This window comes from Pseudomonas sp. ACN8 (genome assembly GCF_002303925.1).
GTDB lineage: Bacteria > Pseudomonadota > Gammaproteobacteria > Pseudomonadales > Pseudomonadaceae > Aquipseudomonas.
Map to the genome: position 1 here is coordinate 105,816 of NZ_MRCS01000004.1, position 17,818 is coordinate 123,633.

Sequence of the window (17,818 nt, forward strand, 5' to 3'; positions counted from 1 at the left end):
AGACTGATCAGACACTGTACCGCTTGGACTTGCCCCACGATGGGGCCGCTTAGGGATATCGACCATGCAATGGATGTTCATGCTGATAGGGCTGGTGCTCGGCTGGATACTCGACGAGTCATTCAGTGATGCACTGTTGGGCGCATTACTCGGATTGGGTATCGGCCAGGCCCTTCGCCTGACTCGCATGGACTCGCAGGCCGTCGAACAGCAGCGCTTGCTGGAACAGGCGCAGGTAGCGCTGCACGCGGTCGAGCAACGGCTGGCGCTGCTCGAAGCATCGGGCGTCAAGGCGCCGGAAACCCGCGAACCACTGGTCTCACCTGAAACCATCCTTGATGAAGCGCCTGCAGCGGCCCCGGATTTGCTCTGGGAGCTGCCGCCCGAACTCGAACCGATAGCCGTCGCGGCCACCGAAACCAACCGTTCGCAGCCTGCCGATGCCTGGAAGGCCGAGACGATCGCTCGCCAGGCACAACCACCTGCCCCCCCGCGTGGTCCGAACCTCATCGACCGCGCCATCAGTCGCGCCCGGGCCTGGTTGTTCGGCGGCAATACCGTGTTGCGGGTCGGCGTGGTGCTGCTGTTCCTCGGTCTGGCCTTCCTGCTGCGCTATGCCACCGAAGGCGTGGTGGTGCCGGTTGAATTGCGTTATGCAGGCGTTGCGGCGGCAGCCTTGGGGTTGCTCGGGCTGGGGTGGTGGTTGCGAGCGCGCAACAGCAGTTATGCGTTGATCCTGCAAGGCGCCGGGATCGCCGTGTTGTATCTGACAGTGTTTGCCGCGATGCGCCTGCATCCACTGCTCGATCCCTCGGCGGGGTTCGGCCTGCTGGTGGCGGTGACTGTCTGTTCGGCGATTCTCGCCATCACCCAGGACTCCCTGGGGCTGGCCGCCGCAGCCGCACTGGGCGGGTTCGCCGCGCCGCTACTGGCCTCCACCGGCGCCGGCAACCACGTCGCGCTGTTCAGCTACTTCGCCCTGCTCAACGCCGGCATCTTCGTCATTGCCTGGTTCAAGGCCTGGCGGCTGTTGAATGTCATCGGGTTCACCGGCACCTTCGGCATCGGTTTCGCCTGGGGCCTGCGCTCCTACTCGCCGGAACTACTGTGGAGTACCGAGCCGTTTCTGATTTTGTTTTTCCTGATGTACCTGGCCATTGGTCTGCTGTTCGCCCGACGCAAGCTGCTGGAGATGAGCGATGCACCGGCAGAGGGCAGTCGCGAATCGCTGTTGCAGTGGTCGGCGCGCAAGGGCAACTACGTCGACGGCACTCTGTTGTTCGGCCCGCCGCTGGCGGGTTTCGGTTTGCAGTTCGCACTGGTACAGCATCTGGAGTTCGCGGCGGCGTTCAGTGCCTTGGCGCTGGGCATTATTTATATGGGGCTTGCCCGTTGGCTGATGGCCGGGCGCACGCTGTTGCTGGGGGAAACCTGTCTGGCTTTGGGCGTGATCTTCACCAGCCTGGCGATTCCGCTGGGGCTCGATGCACGCTGGACGACAGCGGCGTGGGCGGTGGAGGGCGCGGGGATCTTCTGGCTCGGCCTGCGCCAGCAAAGGCCCTTGGGTCGGGCGTTTGCCTTGCTCCTGCAACTGGGTTCGGCGCTGGCGTTTCTCAGCGAGCTGCACGACAGCGAGGGCAGCCTGCTCGGCGGCGAGCCGCTAGGCGCGTTGTTACTGGGCATCGCGTTGCTGTTCAGCTTCCACCAGTTGCGTAAAGCCTTGCCGGAACAGATCAGGCCTTGGGAACTGAAAGGCCTGCCAGTCCTGGCATGCCTCGGGCTGGCGTTTCTCTATTTGCTGGCGCCGTTGTTTTTCTTCAGCCACGGCACGGTGATCAGTTGGGCCCTGGCCGGGGCGCTGACGTTGTTGGTTGGCGTGCACCTGCCATCGCGCACCTTCGTGTTCACCGCGCTCGCTGTGCAACTGTTGGGTGGCGCGCTGTTCCTGGCGATGGGGCCGCTGTTCAGTGAAGGGCTGAATCCCTTGGCTCATGCCGGATTCTGGGCGCCGCTGGTGTTGGGGCTGGCGGCGATGGTCGGGGCCTGGCGTTTGCAGATTGGTCATTCGCTTGGAACATTCGAAGGGCTGAGCCTGTTGCGATTGTCCCAAGCGTTGCTGGTGTGGGGCGCAGGTTGGTGGGCGTTGGCCTGGATCATCGAAGTGCTGCATTTTGCGCCGTTGCCGGTGCGGGCGACTTTGTTGTTGAGCATCGCTGCCGTGAGTGTGGCGCTGTGGACGGTGTTGGCGCTGCGCCTGAAATGGCCGTCACTGGGTGTGCTCTGCACGGCGTTGATTCCCGCGGCGGCACTGGTGCTGCTCGCGGCCTGGCACTCGCGTTATCACCCGGCGTCCAACGTCGGCTGGCTGGCGTGGGCCGCGGTGTTCGTCGTGCATTTCATGTCCCTGAGGCGCCTGGCGCTCATGCTGGCGGCGCGCGTGACGAGCGTGGCCCATGTGCTCGGCTGTTGGCTATTGATGGGTGTATTGGCTCTGGAGCTGCGTTACGGCTTGCTGGTGTTGTCCGAGCAATACAACGCCTGGCGCTGGTTGGGTTGGGCGATTCTGCCCAGTCTGTATCTGGTGCTGATGGCGGCACCTCGCGCGTGGCCTTGGCCAGTGTCGGCGTATCCACGCGAATACCGCGTATACGCCGCCGCGCCGCTGGCGTTGTTGATGCTCGGCTGGTTCTGGCTGGCGAATGTCGCCAGCGACGGCAACGCCGAGCCACTGCCCTACGTGCCATTGATCAACCCGCTGGAGCTGGGCTTGCTGTTCGCGTTGTTCGGCGTCTATGCCTGGTCCCGCAGCGCCATGACACAACTGGCAGTCCGCGAGGATTACGCCGCCATCGCCACGCAAGGGGTCGCGGGTGCCTCGCTGTTCGTGTTCTTTACGGCATTGGTGATGCGTACGGCGCACCATTGGAGCGGGGTGCCGTTCGAGCTGGACCTGTTGCTGGCGTCGATGCAGGTGCAAGCCGGGTTGTCCATCGTCTGGACCTTGATGGCCCTGAGCCTGATGATCGGCGGCCATTTGCGTCGTCGCCGGGAAGTCTGGTTGATCGGCGCCGCCTTGATCGGCGTGGTCGTGACCAAACTGTTTTTTGTCGAATTGAGTAACCGCGGCGGGCTGGCGCGGATCGTGTCGTTTATCGGTGTCGGCGTGTTGCTGCTGGTGGTGGGTTATTTCGCCCCACTGCCGCCCAAGCGTGCCGAAGCTGTGCCGGATATCGAGAAACCGGTCCCGGAATCCGAAGGAGTGTCGTCTTGAGTCAGAAGCTGAACCTGGGTTGGTTGGGCGCGGTTGCCATGGGCGTGGTGTTGTCGGCGGTTGCCCAGGAAAAACCGGCGGACTTCACTACCCAAGTGCCCCTGTCGGTGACGGGCGAAGGCCCCTGGTATCGCATTGAACTGCCCCTGAGCGTACAACTGAATGCACGGCAGGCCGACCTGAGCGACGTGCGTGTGTTCAACGCGGTGGGCGATGTTCAGGCTTACGCCTTGGCTCGGGAATCGGCGCGCAGCAATGAAACGCGGACTTTGAACGAGGTGAAATGGTTTGCGCTGTACAGCTCGGTGGACGCCACTGAAACCGCGCCGAGCGTGCGGGTGCAATCGAGTACCAACGGCACATTGGTCGAGGTGCAGCCCTCCAGTCAGTTGGAGGCGGGTGAGGAGGAGTTGCGCGGCTGGTTGCTCGACGCTTCGGCGATCAAGGCGCCGTTGCAGCAGTTGATTCTCGACTGGACCAGCGAGCGCGACGGCTTCCAGCGTTTCACCGTCGAAGCCAGCGATGATTTGCAGCATTGGCAGTCCTGGGGTGAAGGGCAGGTGGCGCGCCTGACCTTTTCCGACGAGCGGGTCGAGCAGCATGAAGTCAACCTGCCGGGCCAGCCGGCGCGCTACCTGCGGTTGCTGTGGATCACCCCGCATTCGGCGCCGACACTGACGTCGGCGCAACTGCAGAGCGCCAATATCCGCAGCCTGCCGCTGCCGTTGGTCTGGTCCCAGGCATTGGCCGGCAGCAGCGTGAAGGCGGGTGAATACACCTGGCAGTTGCCGATGGGGCTGAATGTCGAGCGGGTGCAGGTCGAGTTGAGCCAGCCCAACAGCCTGGCGCCAGTGAGCCTGGCCGGGCGGCGTGACAGCAGCCTGCCATGGCAGTCGTTGGGCAACGGTTTGCTCTATCGCCTGACCCAGAACGGTCAGGACGTGGTCCAAAACGAATTGCAGCTGTCAGGACAAATCGTGCAGCAATTGAAACTGACCGTGGACGAACGCGGCGGCGGCCTGGGTGATCAGGCACCGACGTTGAAGTTTGCCGTGCGTGCCACGCAACTGGTGTTCCTGGCGCGCGGGCCTGGGCCTTACACGCTGGCCGTGGGGAGTTCGACGGCGAAGGCGGCGAACTTGTCGCTGTCGACGCTGATTCCGGATTACAGCCCGACGAAGCTCGCGACCCTGGGCCGGGCCATGGTGGATGTCGGGGCGGTGGTCTCGAATGCATCGACAGAGAAAACGCCGGCGACGACGGACACTCAGTGGAAGAGGTTCGGCTTGTGGGCGGTGTTGTTGCTCAGTGTCTTGTTCCTGGCGGCGATGGCGTTCAGTTTGTTGCGCAAGCCCTCTGTCAAATCCTGACAGTGGGTGCTGCGCCCCCAATCGCGAGCAGGCTCGCTCCACAGTTGGAATGCGTACCCCTGTGGGAGCGAGCCTGCTCGCGAAAGCGTTAGTTCATTCAACAAAAATACCGGATTTGCCTCTTTCCCCGAGCTCACACCCAGCCCTTTTCCAACTACGCTCATCCCCGCGCATGAACTCTCTTCGGCCGATCACGTCTGATAGGAGGAAATGCGCCCCGACTCGCGTTAAACTGCGCGGGTTTTTAGCCCCCCATTCCTCCGGAGCCTTCCATGTCCCGCGTTACCTTGAGTCGCTATTTGATTGAGCAGACCCGCAGCAACAACACTCCTGCCGATCTGCGCTTCCTGATCGAAGTGGTGGCGCGTGCCTGCAAGGAGATCAACCACGCCGTGTCCAAAGGCGCCCTCGGTGGCGTTCTGGGCAGCATGGGCACTGAAAACGTCCAGGGCGAAGTGCAGAAGAAGCTCGACGTGATCTCCAACGAGATTCTGCTCGAAGCCAACGAATGGGGCGGTCACCTGGCCGGCATGGCGTCCGAAGAAATGGACAATGCCTACCAGATCCCGGGCAAATACCCGAAAGGCGCGTACCTGCTGGTATTCGACCCGCTGGACGGTTCGTCGAACATCGACATCAACGCCCCGGTCGGTACCATCTTCTCGGTACTGCGTTGCCCGAACGAATACCTGAGCCAGAACGAGCCCTTGAATGAAAAGGCCTTCCTGCAGCCAGGTACCCAGCAAGTGGCCGCCGGTTACGCGATCTACGGTCCGCAGACCATGCTGATCCTGACCCTGGGCGACGGCGTGAAAGGCTTCACCCTGGACCGTGAAATGGGCAGCTTCGTGTTGACCCACGAAAACATCACCATTCCTGAAGCCACCCAGGAATTTGCCATCAACGCGTCCAACCAGCGTCACTGGGAAGCACCGGTACAGCGCTACGTCGGCGAATTGCTGGCAGGCGATGAAGGCCCGCTGAAAAAGAACTACAACATGCGTTGGGTTGCCGCGATGGTCGCGGACGTGCATCGCATCCTGACCCGTGGTGGCCTGTTCATGTACCCACGCGACAGCCGCGAGCCGTCGAAGCCGGGCAAACTGCGCCTGATGTACGAAGCCAACCCGATGTCGTTCCTGGTGGAACAGGCGGGCGGCGCGTCCACCAACGGCCACCAGCGCATCCTCGACATCCAGCCGGAAGGCCTGCACCAGCGTGTTGCGGTGTTCCTCGGCTCGAAAGAAGAAGTTGCCCGTGTCACGGCTTACCACAAGGAATAAACCATGACCGCGCCCTGGCAGCCGTTGCTTGATTGGTGGTTCGGAAGTTCCGGATCAGCGAGGGAAGTGGCGGCGCAGAAGGGCAGGTTATGGTTTGGCAAGCGCGACAGCCAGGACCTCGAAGCGCGTGAGCGTTTCGGGGACTTGGCCGAGCAGGCACTGGCCGGCGGATTGACCGAGTGGATGCAATGTCCCGAAGGTTGGCTGGCCCTGGTGCTGTTGCTCGATCAAATCCCGCGAATGATTTTTCGCGATACTCCCAAAGCCTTTGCAGGCGATCTGCGGGCGCAAAAGCTGGTGGCCCAAGGCATTGCCGCGGATTTCGATCGGCAGTTGCAGCCGATTCAGCGGGTGTTCATCTACCTGGTGTTCGAGCACAGCGAAAACCTCGCGGTGCAGAACGAAGGCGTCTCGCGTTATATCGGATTGGTGGCGCAGCAGCCTGAAGGTGATCAAGCGCTGTTTGCTGATTACCTGGATTACGCCGAGCGGCATCAGAGGGTGATTGCGCAGTTTGGGCGCTTTCCGCATCGCAATGCGGTGTTGGGACGGGAGTCTACGGCTGAGGAACTCGAGTTTCTGTCGAAACCGGGCTCTCGGTTTTAGTTTTGCGGTGTTGCTGATGCTGCTATCGCCAGCAGGCTGGCTCCCACATTGATCTATGTTGCACTGGAGATCTACTGTGGGAGCCAGCCTGCTGGCGATTGTGCCGGTAGCAGCGCCTCAGATCCTGAAGCTACCCACCAACTGCTTCAACCGCGCCGCCTGTTGCTCTAGATCGGCACACGCACGCAAGGTCGACTGCAGGTTCTCCACGCCTTCCTGGTTCAGCGTGTTGATCTCGGTGATGTCGACGTTGATCGACTCCACTACGGCCGTCTGCTCTTCCGTGGCGGTGGCGACCGACTGGTTCATGCCATCGATCTCTCCGATGCGCTGGGTCACGCTGCCCAGGCGTTCCCCCGCCTGATTGGCGATGCCGACGCTGCTTTCGCTCTGGCGCTGGCTGTCGGTCATGATGCCCACCGCTGCCCGGGCGCCGACTTGCAGCTCTTCGATCATCGTCTGCACTTGCTGCGCCGAGTCCTGGGTGCGGTGAGCGAGGTTGCGCACTTCGTCGGCAACCACCGCGAAACCACGACCGGCCTCACCGGCGCGCGCCGCTTCAATGGCGGCGTTAAGCGCCAACAGGTTGGTCTGCTGGGAGATGCTGGTAATCACTTCCAGGATCTGCCCGATGTTGACCGTGTTGTTGTTGAGGTTTTCGATGTTGCCGCACGAATCGCTGATCTTGGCCGACAGTTGCTGCATCGCCGCGATGGTTTTATCCACCACCTGTTGGCCGTCTTCGGCCAGGCTGCGGGCATCGCTGGAATGTTGCGAGGCGAGGGCGGCATTCTGGGCGATTTCCTGGGCGGCGGCACCGAGCTGGTTGATCGCCGCGGCCACGCTGCTGGTGCGCGAGGCTTGCTGGTCTGAGTTGAACATCGACGAGTTCGAGGCGGCGACTACCCGCAGTGCCACCTCGTTGACCTGGCCGGTGGCCGAGGAGACTTCGATGATCGAGGTGTGAATGCGCTCGACGAAGCGGTTGAACGACAGCCCCAGCGCGCCGAATTCGTCGTGGCCGTGAATGGTCAGGCGTTTGGTCAGGTCACCTTCGCCTTCGGCGATGTCGTGCATGGCGCGGCCCATGGTCAGCAGCGGCTGCATCAGCAGCCTGATCAGCATGCCCAGCAGCACAATGATGATCACCACGGCAATCACCATGGCGATGATCGCCGAGGTGCGGAATTCACTGAGCATCGAGAACGCCGTTTCCTGGTCGAGCACCAGCGCCACGTACCAGTCCGCCGATGGCACGCCGTTGACGTGGGTGAAGGAGATGAACTGGCGCTTGCCGTCGATCTCGACTTCTTTCATGCCCGGGCTGACTTTCGGCGCACCGTTGGGGTAGGCCTCGGTCAGGTTCTTGAGTACCAGCTTGCTGTCCGGGTGAATCAGGATCTTGCCGTCGGCACCGACGATGAACGCATGGCCGTGACCGCCGAAGTTCAGCGAATTGATGATCGCGCTGACGCTGGACAGATCGATGTCGGCACCGGCGACGCCGATCATCTGGCCCTGATGCTGCACGGGAGTGGCGACGGTGATCACCAGCTTGCCGGAGGAGGCGGCAATGTACGGCTCGGTGACGATGGTCTGTTGTGCGCTATTGGCCGCCTTGTACCAGCCACGGGCGCGCGGGTCGTAGTCCGCCGCGCGGTTGCCCGCCGGGACCGAGAACATCACGCCGTCGGCGCCACCGAAGTAACTCAGCTGGAAGTTGCCGGTGTAGGCGGGCAGGTCGATGATCCGTTTCAGGCCAGCGGGAGCATTGCCGTCGGCGTTGATCTGTTGGGCCATCGACTGCAGCAATTGCATGCGGCTTTCCAGCCAGGTCTGGATGTTGCTGGTGGTCAGGCTGCCGAGTTCCTGCATCGAGGCTTCGGTACTGGTGCGCAAGGTTTCGCGTTGGCGATAGTCGTTGAACAGGATGAAACAAGCGAATGCGACGGCCACTACGAGGGCGGCAGCCAGCAATATCTTGTGGCTGAACTTCATGTTTCTGGTCATGGATGAGCTACCGCAGAGGGGCTGTTCTACAAAATGGGAGGGCAAATGCCACCGACGTGGCTTTGCGTTGCATTTATGTCGACTGAACAGCGCCAAAGATTAGGCGCAATCTCTGAAAAACGACGAAATGCCCGGTAAACAGGCAAAGTGGCTGATTTTCGGCAAAAGGTAGACGAGTGGCCCGATAAATAGCCTGCCGGGCAGGGAACCTGACAGGGGTTTTCTCTTCTAAGCTTCAGCTTGGCAGCCATGCCAATCCCCTACGCCCCCGGAGTTTCACCATGTCGTTGCGTTCCATCGCCCTGCTTTCGTTCTGCGTATTGCTCGCTGCCTGCAGCAAGGTCAATCAGGAAAACTACTCGAAGCTCTCCGCCGGCATGGCCAAGGCCGATGTGGAGACCCTGTTGGGCAAACCCGCCGATTGTTCAGGCGCGCTCGGCATGTCCAGCTGCACCTGGGGCGACAAGAACAGCTTTATCAGCGTGCAGTTCGCCGGTGACAAAGTGCTGATGTTTTCCGGCCAAGGCCTGAAGTAAACCGGGGCGATCGCCCACGGGAGAAAAATAATGAAGCGGTTATTGATCATCCTTTTTGCCGGCCTGGTGTTGGCTGGCTGTGCCACATCTGGCCAGGACCCATTGGCCCCCAAGACGGTCAATAGCGTCAACCTCAAGCGCTACCAGGGCACCTGGTACGAGCTGGCTCGTATGCCGATGTACTTCCAGCGCGACTGCGCGCAATCCGAAGCCCATTACACGCTCAAGCCTGACGGCAATGTCGCGGTGTTGAACCGCTGCCTGACGGCACAGTGGCAATGGGAAGAGGTCAAGGGCACGGCCTATCCACAGGTGCCGGGCAAGAGCGACAAGTTGTGGGTCGAATTCGACACCTGGTTCTCCAGGCTGATCCCGGGTACGGCGAAGGGTGAATACTGGGTGCTGTATGTCAGCGATGACTACAAGACCGCCATTGTCGGTGATCCGAGCCGGAAGTATTTGTGGCTGTTGTCGCGCACACCAACCGTGAACGGTGTCGTGCGTGAGGAACTGCTGAGCAAGGCACGTCAGCAGGGTTATGACACCACGCGGCTGATCTGGCGGGCGTCGGAACAGCAGATGGCCGAGACGTCCAACTAACAACGCATGACCCTGTAGGAGCGAGCCTGCTCGCGATGGAGTGTCAGACACAGCGATGTCGACTGATACACCATCGCGAGCAGGCTCGCTCCTACAGGGTTTTTGCGTTAGTTCAGAAGATCGCGCAGGACCTGAGTGAAGGCGCGGCTGCTTTCTTCCTCATCAGCATGCCGCCCGTCACGCACCACCCACTGGCCATTGACCAACACATCCCGCACCTGGCGATCGCCACCGGCAAACAACCAGCGGTTTAGAATCCCGTCGCCGCTGGCCGTTGCCAGGTACGGGTCGTTGCCATCGAGCACCAGCCAGTCAGCGCGCTTGCCGACTGCCAGGGTGCCAATCGGCTGGCCCAATGCCTGGGCGCCGCCATCCAGCGCGGCATCAAACAGTGTGCGGCCGACCATCGGCTGATCCGCGCCATACAAACGATTACGCCGCTGGTCACGCAGACGCTGGCCGTATTCCAGCCAACGCAATTCTTCCACCACGCTCAACGACACATGGCTGTCGGAACCAATACCCATGCGACCGCCCTGGGCGAGGAAATCCACCGCCGGGAAAATCCCGTCGCCCAGGTTGGCTTCGGTGGTCAGGCACAGGCCGGCAATGGCGCGGCTCCTGGCCATCGACGTGACTTCTTCCGGGTTGGCATGAGTCGCGTGGACCAGGCACCAGCGCTGATCGACGTCGACGTTTTCGTACAGCCATTGCAGCGGACGACGACCGCTCCAGGTCAGGCAGTCGTCGACTTCTTTCTGTTGCTCGGCGATATGGATGTGCACCGGGCATTGCTTGTCGCTGGCCGCCAGCACTTCGCTGATCTGTTGCGGCGTGACCGCGCGCAGCGAGTGAAAACACAGGCCCAGGGCTTGCGCCGGTTGCTGCGCCAGCACCGGTTGCAGGCGCGATTGCAGCTTGAGGTAGTTTTCGGTGCTGTTGATAAAACGACGCTGACCGTCGTTCGGCGCTTGGCCGCCGAAACCGGAGTGGCTGTAGAGCACCGGCAGCAGGGTCAGGCCGATACCGGCGGAACCTGCGGCCTGGCTGATACGCAGGGCCAGTTCGGCCGGGTCCGCGTAAGGCTGGCCATTGGTGTCATGGTGTACGTAATGAAATTCCGCCACCGATGTGTAACCGGCCTTGAGCATTTCGATGTACAGCTGACGAGCGATGACGCCGAGTTGTTCCGGGCTGATTTTTCCGACGAGGCGATACATCAGGTCGCGCCAGGTCCAGAAACTGTCGTTCGGATTGCCCGCCACTTCCGCCAGCCCGGCCATGGCCCGCTGGAAGGCGTGGGAGTGCAGGTTCGGCATGCCAGGCAGCAGCGGACCGCTTAACCGTTCGGCGTCATCTGCGTTGGAATCGGCCTGGATATGGGTCAATACGCCGTCGGCGTTGACCTCAAGACGTACATTGTTGGCCCATCCACTAGGCAGCAGCGCGCGTTCGGCAAAGAAGGCGGACATGGTTCAGCACCCCATCGTGTGTTATTTGTATATACATATACAGACGTTTGCCTGCCCGGTAAACTCCGGCAAGCTAGCAACCCTATCCAAACGACCAAGGATTAACCGTGCCGACTCCGCCTCCAGTCTCTCCGTTGGCCGCGAACATGGGCGACAGTCCGGCGCCCCTGTACGCCCGCGTCAAACAAATGATCACCCAGCAAATCGACAGTGGAAACTGGCCGCCGCACTACCGCGTTCCGTCGGAAAGCGAGCTGGTCAGCCAGTTGGGCTTCAGCCGCATGACCATCAACCGCGCCCTGCGCGAGATGACCGCCGATGGCCTGTTGGTGCGCATGCAAGGCGTCGGTACGTTCGTCGCCGAGCCGAAAAGCCAGTCAGCCCTGTTTGAAGTGCACAACATCGCCGACGAAATCGCCTCTCGCGGTCATCGCCATACCTGCAAGGTCATCACCCTTGAAGAAGAGGCCGCCGGCTCCGAGCGCGCCCTGGCCCTGGACATGCGCGAAGGGCAGAAGGTGTTCCATTCGCTGATCGTGCATTTCGAAAACGATATTCCGGTGCAAATCGAAGACCGTTTCGTCAACGCGCTGGTGGCACCGGACTACCTCAAACAGGACTTCACCCTGCAAACGCCATACGCCTATCTGAACCAGGTCGCGCCGCTGACCGAAGGCGAGCACGTGGTCGAGGCGATCCTGGCCGAGGCGTCCGAATGCAAATTGCTGCAGATTGAAAAAGGCGAACCGTGCCTGCTGATCCGTCGCCGCACCTGGTCCGGTCGTCAGCCGGTGACCGCCGCCCGCTTGATCCACCCCGGTTCCCGTCATCGTCTGGAAGGTCGGTTCCATAAATGAGCAGTCTGAAAGTTCTACGCGCCAAAGATTACCCGCGCATGCCCTGGAAAAACGGCGGCGGCAGCACCGAAGAAATCACCCGCGATGCCGGCACCGGCCTGGATGGCTTTGGCTGGCGCCTGTCGATTGCCGACATAGGCGAGTCGGGCGGGTTTTCCACCTTCGCCGGTTACGAGCGGGTGATCACCGTGTTGCAGGGCGACGGCATGTCGCTGTCGGTTGACGGCCAGGTTACGCGGCCACTGTTACCGCTGGACCCGTTTGCCTTCAGCGGTGAAAGCAAGGTTTCCTGCACATTGCTCGGCGGTCCGATTCGCGATTTCAACCTGATTTACGCGCCGCAGCGTTACGCTGCGCGGTTGCAGTGGTTGAGCGGCGAGCAGCGGTTCTTCAGCTCGGCGGATACGGTGCTGGTATTCAGTATTAGTGAAGCGCTGGAAGTGAAGGTCGGTGACAACGCTTCGCAACTGGGTCGGCATGATTGCCTGCAACTGGACGGTAACACCGGGCTGCTGGAAGTCTCCAGCAATGGCGCCTGCTGCGTGATCGAACTGACAACGCGCTGATCTCCTGTAGGAGCGAGCTTGCTCGCGATGGTCGTGAACGATAACGCGTAAAACCAGATGCCCTGCGGCGCCCATGTGTTTTTCGCGAGCAAGCTCGCTCCTACAGGGTTGGGTTTGCTCGCGATGTCGTTTCCCTTCCAAATTACGTTTCCCACAGCGCACCACGTTGTTACCGAACGCCCCAGCGTGGCGCAAAACCACGCTCAAGTAACAAAATCTCCTCGCCACAAAAATCCCCCTCAAAAAATTTCATCTTCGCCACAACCCTTGTTTCAGGCGCTCTCCAGCCATTTCCGAATTTTTCTTGAATGCTCATCCAACAAGTTGGCCGCTTGATTGCATATGCTTGTATGTACAAGTAAAGACGTATGCGTATGAGTCACGAAGACTCAACCATCGTCCACTGATTCGCCGGTGTGCACTGATGCCCATTGGCTTGCTCGCCCACTGCCTGGGTTGGTTTGGATTGATTGCTGAGGAGTCTTTTTCGTGACTGACATTAAACGTACCAAGTTTCGTGACGTTGAAATCCGTGCCGCACGCGGTAACAAGCTGACCGCCAAGAGCTGGCTGACCGAAGCGCCGCTGCGCATGCTGATGAACAACCTCGACCCGGAAGTCGCCGAGAACCCTAAAGAACTGGTGGTTTACGGTGGTATCGGTCGCGCTGCACGTAACTGGGAATGCTACGACAAGATCGTCGAAAGCCTGACCAACCTGAACGACGACGAGACCTTGCTGGTGCAGTCCGGCAAGCCGGTCGGCGTGTTCAAGACCCACAGCAATGCCCCGCGCGTACTGATCGCCAACTCCAACCTGGTTCCACACTGGGCGAGCTGGGAACACTTCAACGAACTGGACGCCAAAGGCCTGGCCATGTACGGCCAGATGACCGCCGGCAGCTGGATCTACATCGGTAGCCAGGGCATCGTCCAAGGCACCTACGAAACCTTCGTCGAAGCCGGTCGCCAACACTACAACGATGACCTCAAGGGCAAGTGGGTACTGACCGCTGGCCTTGGCGGCATGGGTGGCGCCCAGCCTCTGGCTGCAACCCTGGCCGGCGCTTGCTCGCTGAACATCGAATGCCAGCAGATCAGCATCGATTTCCGTCTGAAAAGCCGCTACGTCGATGAGCAGGCTACCGACCTCGACGACGCTCTGGCCCGCATCGCCAAGTACACCAAAGAAGGCAAGGCGATTTCCATCGCACTGCTGGGCAACGCCGCTGAAATCCTGCCGGAACTGGTCAAGCGTGGCGTACGCCCGGACATGGTTACCGACCAGACCAGCGCCCACGACCCGCTCAACGGGTACCTGCCGGCCGGCTGGACCTGGGACGAATACCGCGCTCGCGCCAAGACCGAGCCAGCCGCTGTGGTAAAGGCCGCCAAGCAATCGATGGCCGTGCACGTCAAAGCGATGCTCGAGTTCCAGAAAATGGGCGTACCGACCTTCGACTACGGCAACAATATCCGTCAGATGGCGCAGGAAGAAGGCGTGGAAAACGCATTCGACTTCCCGGGTTTCGTACCGGCCTACATCCGTCCGCTGTTCTGCCGTGGCATCGGCCCGTTCCGTTGGGCTGCACTGTCGGGCAACGCTGAAGACATCTACAAGACCGACGCCAAGGTCAAGGAACTGATCCCGGACGACGCCCACCTGCACAACTGGTTGGACATGGCCCGCGAGCGCATCAGCTTCCAGGGTCTGCCGGCACGAATCTGCTGGGTTGGCCTGGGCCTGCGCGCCAAGCTGGGCCTGGCGTTCAACGAAATGGTACGCAGCGGCGAGTTGTCCGCGCCCATCGTGATCGGCCGCGACCACCTGGACTCCGGTTCGGTATCGAGCCCGAACCGCGAAACCGAATCGATGCAAGACGGTTCCGACGCCGTTTCCGACTGGCCACTGCTCAACGCCTTGCTCAACACCGCGAGCGGCGCGACCTGGGTTTCCCTGCACCACGGCGGCGGCGTCGGCATGGGCTTCTCCCAGCACTCGGGCATGGTGATCGTCTGCGACGGTACTGACGAAGCGGCCGAGCGTATCGCTCGCGTGCTGCACAACGACCCGGCCACTGGCGTTATGCGTCACGCCGATGCCGGTTACCAGATCGCCATCGACTGCGCCAAGGAACAAGGGCTGAACCTGCCGATGATTACCGGCAAGTAACACCTGATCTGTGGGAGCTGCTTTTATGTGAGAGCGAGTTCGCTCGCTCTCACTGGCCACGCAGCGGCATTACGCAATACCAGACCGTTTGATCCTGCCGTTTCGAGCAGGACGCTGTCACCGAACAAAAGCTGAATGTCGGTCGCGCTGCGGCGCAGGCCTGATTGGACGTGGACAGGGCTGGATGCCTCTTGACTGCCGTAAGCCAATTCATGATTAGGAGCGTCACAACAATGAAATCGAACAAGACCCTGCTGACCACATTGCTTTCCATGGGCCTGCTGGCCAGCGCTGGCGCCACTCAGGCGGCGGGTTGGTGCGAGTCGGGCAAACCGGTGAAGTTCGCCGGTTTGAACTGGGAAAGCGCCATGCTGCTGACCGATGTGATGCAAGTCGTGTTGGAGAAAGGCTACGACTGCAAGACTGACAGCCTGCCGGGCAACTCCATCACCATGGAAAACGCCTTGGGCAGCAACGATATTCAAGTGTTTGCCGAAGAATGGGTCGGCCGCAGCGAAGTCTGGAACAAGGCCGAGAAGGCCGGCAAGGTCGTCGGTGTCGGCGCGCCGGTGGTTGGCGCGATCGAAGGCTGGTACGTGCCGCGCTACGTGATCGAAGGCGACGCCAAGCGCAAGCTGGAAGCCAAGGCCCCGGACCTGAAAAACATTGCTGACCTGGGCAAATACTCGGCGATCTTCAAGGACGCCGAAGAGCCGTCCAAGGGCCGTTTCTACAACTGCCCGGCCGGTTGGACCTGTGAGCTGGACAACAGCGAAATGCTGAAAAGCTACGGCCTGGAAAGCACCTACACCAACTTCCGCCCAGGCACCGGCCCGGCACTGGATGCCGCCGTGCTGTCGAGCTACAAGCGTGGCGAGCCGATCCTGTTCTACTACTGGTCGCCAACCCCGCTGATGGGCCAGATCGACGTGGTCAAACTCGAAGAGAAACCAGGCGTGAACAAGACCGTGACCATCAAGGTCGGCCTGTCCAAGACCTTCCACGACGAAGCACCGGAACTGGTGGCCGTGCTGGAAAAGGTCAACGTGCCAATCGACCTGCTGAACCAGAACCTTGGGCGCATGACCAAAGAGCGGATCGAGTCGCCAAAACTGGCCAAGATCTTCCTGAAGGAACATCCTGAAGTCTGGCACGCATGGGTGAGCGAAGACGCAGCCAAGAAAATCGACGCGGCCTTGTAGGTTGGGCTTTTCCGGCTGTCGGCAACGGCAGTCGGACGCTTGATCGCAACCCCTTGATTGAGAGTCTCTTATGTTTCCCGAAAGCTTTACCTTTTCCATCGCCGACTGGGTCAACGGTTGGGTCGATTCGCTGGTCACCAACTACGGCGACGTTTTTCGCAGCATCTCCGACACCCTGTTGTGGGCCATCGTCAATCTCGAAAGCCTGCTGCGCGCTGCACCCTGGTGGCTGATGCTGGCGATCGTGGCCGGTGTGGCCTGGCATGCGACCCGCAAGGTCGTGACCACTGGCGTCATCGTCGGTCTGCTGTTTCTGGTGGGTGCGGTCGGCCTCTGGGACAAGCTGATGCAGACCCTGGCGCTGATGATGGTGGCGACGATCATTTCGGTGTTGATCGGCATTCCGCTGGGCATTCTCTCGGCGCGCAGCAATCGCCTGCGTTCGATATTGATGCCGTTGCTGGACATCATGCAGACCATGCCGAGCTTCGTGTACCTGATCCCGGTGCTGATGCTGTTTGGCCTGGGCAAGGTCCCGGCGATTTTCGCCACGGTGATCTACGCCGCGCCGCCACTGATCCGCTTGACCGATCTGGGCATTCGCCAGGTTGACGGCGAAGTGATGGAAGCGATCAACGCCTTCGGTGCCAACCGCTGGCAGCAACTGTTCGGCGTGCAACTGCCTCTGGCCCTGCCGAGCATCATGGCCGGGATCAACCAGACCACCATGATGGCCCTGTCGATGGTGGTGATTGCCTCGATGATCGGTGCCCGTGGCCTGGGTGAAGACGTGCTGGTGGGGATTCAGACCCTCAACGTCGGACGTGGCCTTGAAGCCGGTCTGGCGATCGTGATTCTGGCCGTGGTGATCGACCGCATTACACAAGCGTACGGTCGCGCACGGCATGAGGTGAGCAAATGAACAACGCAACCGTGAGCAAGATCGAAGTCAAGAACGTCTTCAAGATTTTCGGCAACCGTTCCAAGGATGCGCTGGCCATGATCGGCCAGGGCAAGACCAAGGATCAGGTGCTGGCCGAGACCGGCTGCGTGGTCGGCGTGAACGACCTGTCCCTGAGCATCGGCAGCGGCGAGATCTTCGTGATCATGGGCCTGTCGGGTTCCGGCAAGTCGACCCTGGTCCGCCACTTCAACCGCCTGATCGACCCGACCAGCGGCGCGATCCTGGTGGACGGCGTGGACATCCTGCAATACGACATGGAAGCCCTGCGCGAATTTCGTCGGCGCAAGATCAGCATGGTGTTCCAGAGCTTCGGCCTGTTGCCGCACAAGAGCGTGCTGGACAACGTCGCCTACGGCCTGAAAATCCGTGGCGAAACCAAAGCCATGTGCGCCGAGCGTGCGCTGCACTGGATCAACACCGTGGGCCTCAAGGGCTACGAAAACAAATACCCGCACCAGCTCTCCGGCGGCATGCGTCAACGTGTGGGCCTGGCCCGCGCCCTGGCGGCGGACACCGACATCATCCTGATGGACGAGGCCTTCAGCGCCCTCGACCCGCTGATCCGCGCCGAAATGCAGGACCAGTTGCTGGAACTGCAAAAGACCCTGCACAAGACCATCGTTTTCATCACCCACGACCTCGACGAAGCCGTGCGCATCGGCAACCGCATTGCGATCCTCAAGGATGGCCGCCTGATCCAGGTCGGCACGCCGAAAGAGATCCTGCATTCGCCGGCGGATGAATATGTCGACCGCTTTGTGCAGCGTCGGGCGGCGGTGGTTTGAGAGATTTGCAGTGAGTGAGCTGGCCCCTTCGCGAGCAGGCTCGCTCCCACAGGGAAATGCATTCCAATGTGGGAGCGAGCCTGCTCGCGAAGGCGGCGGTGAAGCTGCATCAATATTTGGATGA

General features: G+C 61.1%; 14 protein-coding genes and 1 pseudogene. 12 read left to right on the forward strand and 3 right to left on the reverse strand.

The features are described from left to right. Positions 1 to 64 precede the first annotated feature (64 nt). From BSF44_RS03645 to BSF44_RS03660, 4 genes are all read left to right on the forward strand, one after another. The gene (locus BSF44_RS03645) at positions 65 to 3,271 is read left to right on the forward strand and encodes a DUF2339 domain-containing protein (RefSeq protein ID WP_095942317.1); all 3,207 of its coding nucleotides are present in this window, start codon (positions 65 to 67) and stop codon (positions 3,269 to 3,271) included. Next, positions 3,268 to 4,641, forward strand: a complete 1,374-nt coding sequence (locus BSF44_RS03650) for a DUF3999 domain-containing protein (protein ID WP_095942318.1) — start codon at positions 3,268 to 3,270, stop codon at positions 4,639 to 4,641. Before BSF44_RS03645 ends, BSF44_RS03650 begins: the two co-directional genes overlap by 4 nt. 272 nt (positions 4,642 to 4,913) lie before the next feature. Continuing rightward, positions 4,914 to 5,924, forward strand: a complete 1,011-nt coding sequence (locus tag BSF44_RS03655) for a class 1 fructose-bisphosphatase (RefSeq protein WP_095942319.1) — start codon at positions 4,914 to 4,916, stop codon at positions 5,922 to 5,924. Positions 5,925 to 5,927: 3 nt separating this feature from the next. Beyond that, positions 5,928 to 6,530, forward strand: coding sequence for a DUF924 family protein (locus tag BSF44_RS03660; protein WP_095942320.1), 603 nt, complete (start codon positions 5,928 to 5,930; stop codon positions 6,528 to 6,530). A gap of 117 nt (positions 6,531 to 6,647) precedes the next feature. Here BSF44_RS03660 and BSF44_RS30970 read toward each other — a convergent pair whose 3' ends face one another. Both BSF44_RS30970 and BSF44_RS30975 read right to left on the reverse strand, forming a co-directional pair. After that, entirely contained in the window at positions 6,648 to 7,412 is a 765-nt protein-coding gene (locus tag BSF44_RS30970; RefSeq protein WP_371918215.1) for a methyl-accepting chemotaxis protein, read from the reverse strand. Between the two features lie 93 nt (positions 7,413 to 7,505). Continuing rightward, positions 7,506 to 8,540: pseudogene (locus BSF44_RS30975) on the reverse strand (cache and HAMP domain-containing protein); the annotation flags it as partial. Between the two features lie 281 nt (positions 8,541 to 8,821). Here BSF44_RS30975 and BSF44_RS03670 point away from each other — a divergent pair. Together BSF44_RS03670 and BSF44_RS03675 are read left to right on the forward strand one after the other, a co-directional pair. Further along, positions 8,822 to 9,076 (forward strand): hypothetical protein, encoded by a 255-nt coding sequence (locus BSF44_RS03670; protein ID WP_007975531.1) that lies wholly within the window; start codon positions 8,822 to 8,824, stop codon positions 9,074 to 9,076. A gap of 30 nt (positions 9,077 to 9,106) precedes the next feature. Further along, complete coding sequence (locus BSF44_RS03675) at positions 9,107 to 9,676, forward strand: lipocalin family protein (RefSeq protein WP_095942322.1); 570 nt, start codon at positions 9,107 to 9,109, stop codon at positions 9,674 to 9,676. 107 nt (positions 9,677 to 9,783) lie between these two features. On the opposite strand, the gene BSF44_RS03680 is transcribed toward BSF44_RS03675, so the two are convergent. After that, positions 9,784 to 11,148, reverse strand: a complete 1,365-nt coding sequence (locus BSF44_RS03680; protein ID WP_095942323.1) for a formimidoylglutamate deiminase — start codon at positions 11,146 to 11,148, stop codon at positions 9,784 to 9,786. 146 nt (positions 11,149 to 11,294) lie between these two features. Between BSF44_RS03680 and hutC the strand changes: the two genes are divergently transcribed. The 6 genes from hutC (at position 11,295) to BSF44_RS03710 (ending at position 17,694) form a co-directional block, all read left to right on the forward strand. After that, positions 11,295 to 12,005, forward strand: a complete 711-nt coding sequence (gene hutC, locus BSF44_RS03685; protein ID WP_172435301.1) for a histidine utilization repressor — start codon at positions 11,295 to 11,297, stop codon at positions 12,003 to 12,005. After that, entirely contained in the window at positions 12,002 to 12,571 is a 570-nt protein-coding gene (locus BSF44_RS03690) for a HutD family protein (RefSeq protein WP_095942324.1), read from the forward strand. Before hutC ends, BSF44_RS03690 begins: the two co-directional genes overlap by 4 nt. A gap of 489 nt (positions 12,572 to 13,060) precedes the next feature. After that, positions 13,061 to 14,743, forward strand: a complete 1,683-nt coding sequence (gene hutU, locus BSF44_RS03695; RefSeq protein ID WP_095942325.1) for a urocanate hydratase — start codon at positions 13,061 to 13,063, stop codon at positions 14,741 to 14,743. A 233-nt stretch (positions 14,744 to 14,976) separates the two neighbouring features. Then, complete coding sequence (locus BSF44_RS03700) at positions 14,977 to 15,945, forward strand: ABC transporter substrate-binding protein (protein WP_095942326.1); 969 nt, start codon at positions 14,977 to 14,979, stop codon at positions 15,943 to 15,945. A gap of 70 nt (positions 15,946 to 16,015) precedes the next feature. Next, a complete protein-coding gene (locus BSF44_RS03705) occupies positions 16,016 to 16,867 on the forward strand; it encodes a proline/glycine betaine ABC transporter permease (protein WP_095942327.1) in 852 nt (283 codons plus the stop codon). After that, entirely contained in the window at positions 16,864 to 17,694 is an 831-nt protein-coding gene (locus tag BSF44_RS03710; protein WP_095942328.1) for a glycine betaine/L-proline ABC transporter ATP-binding protein, read from the forward strand. Before BSF44_RS03705 ends, BSF44_RS03710 begins: the two co-directional genes overlap by 4 nt. The last annotated feature ends 124 nt before the right edge of the window (positions 17,695 to 17,818 follow it).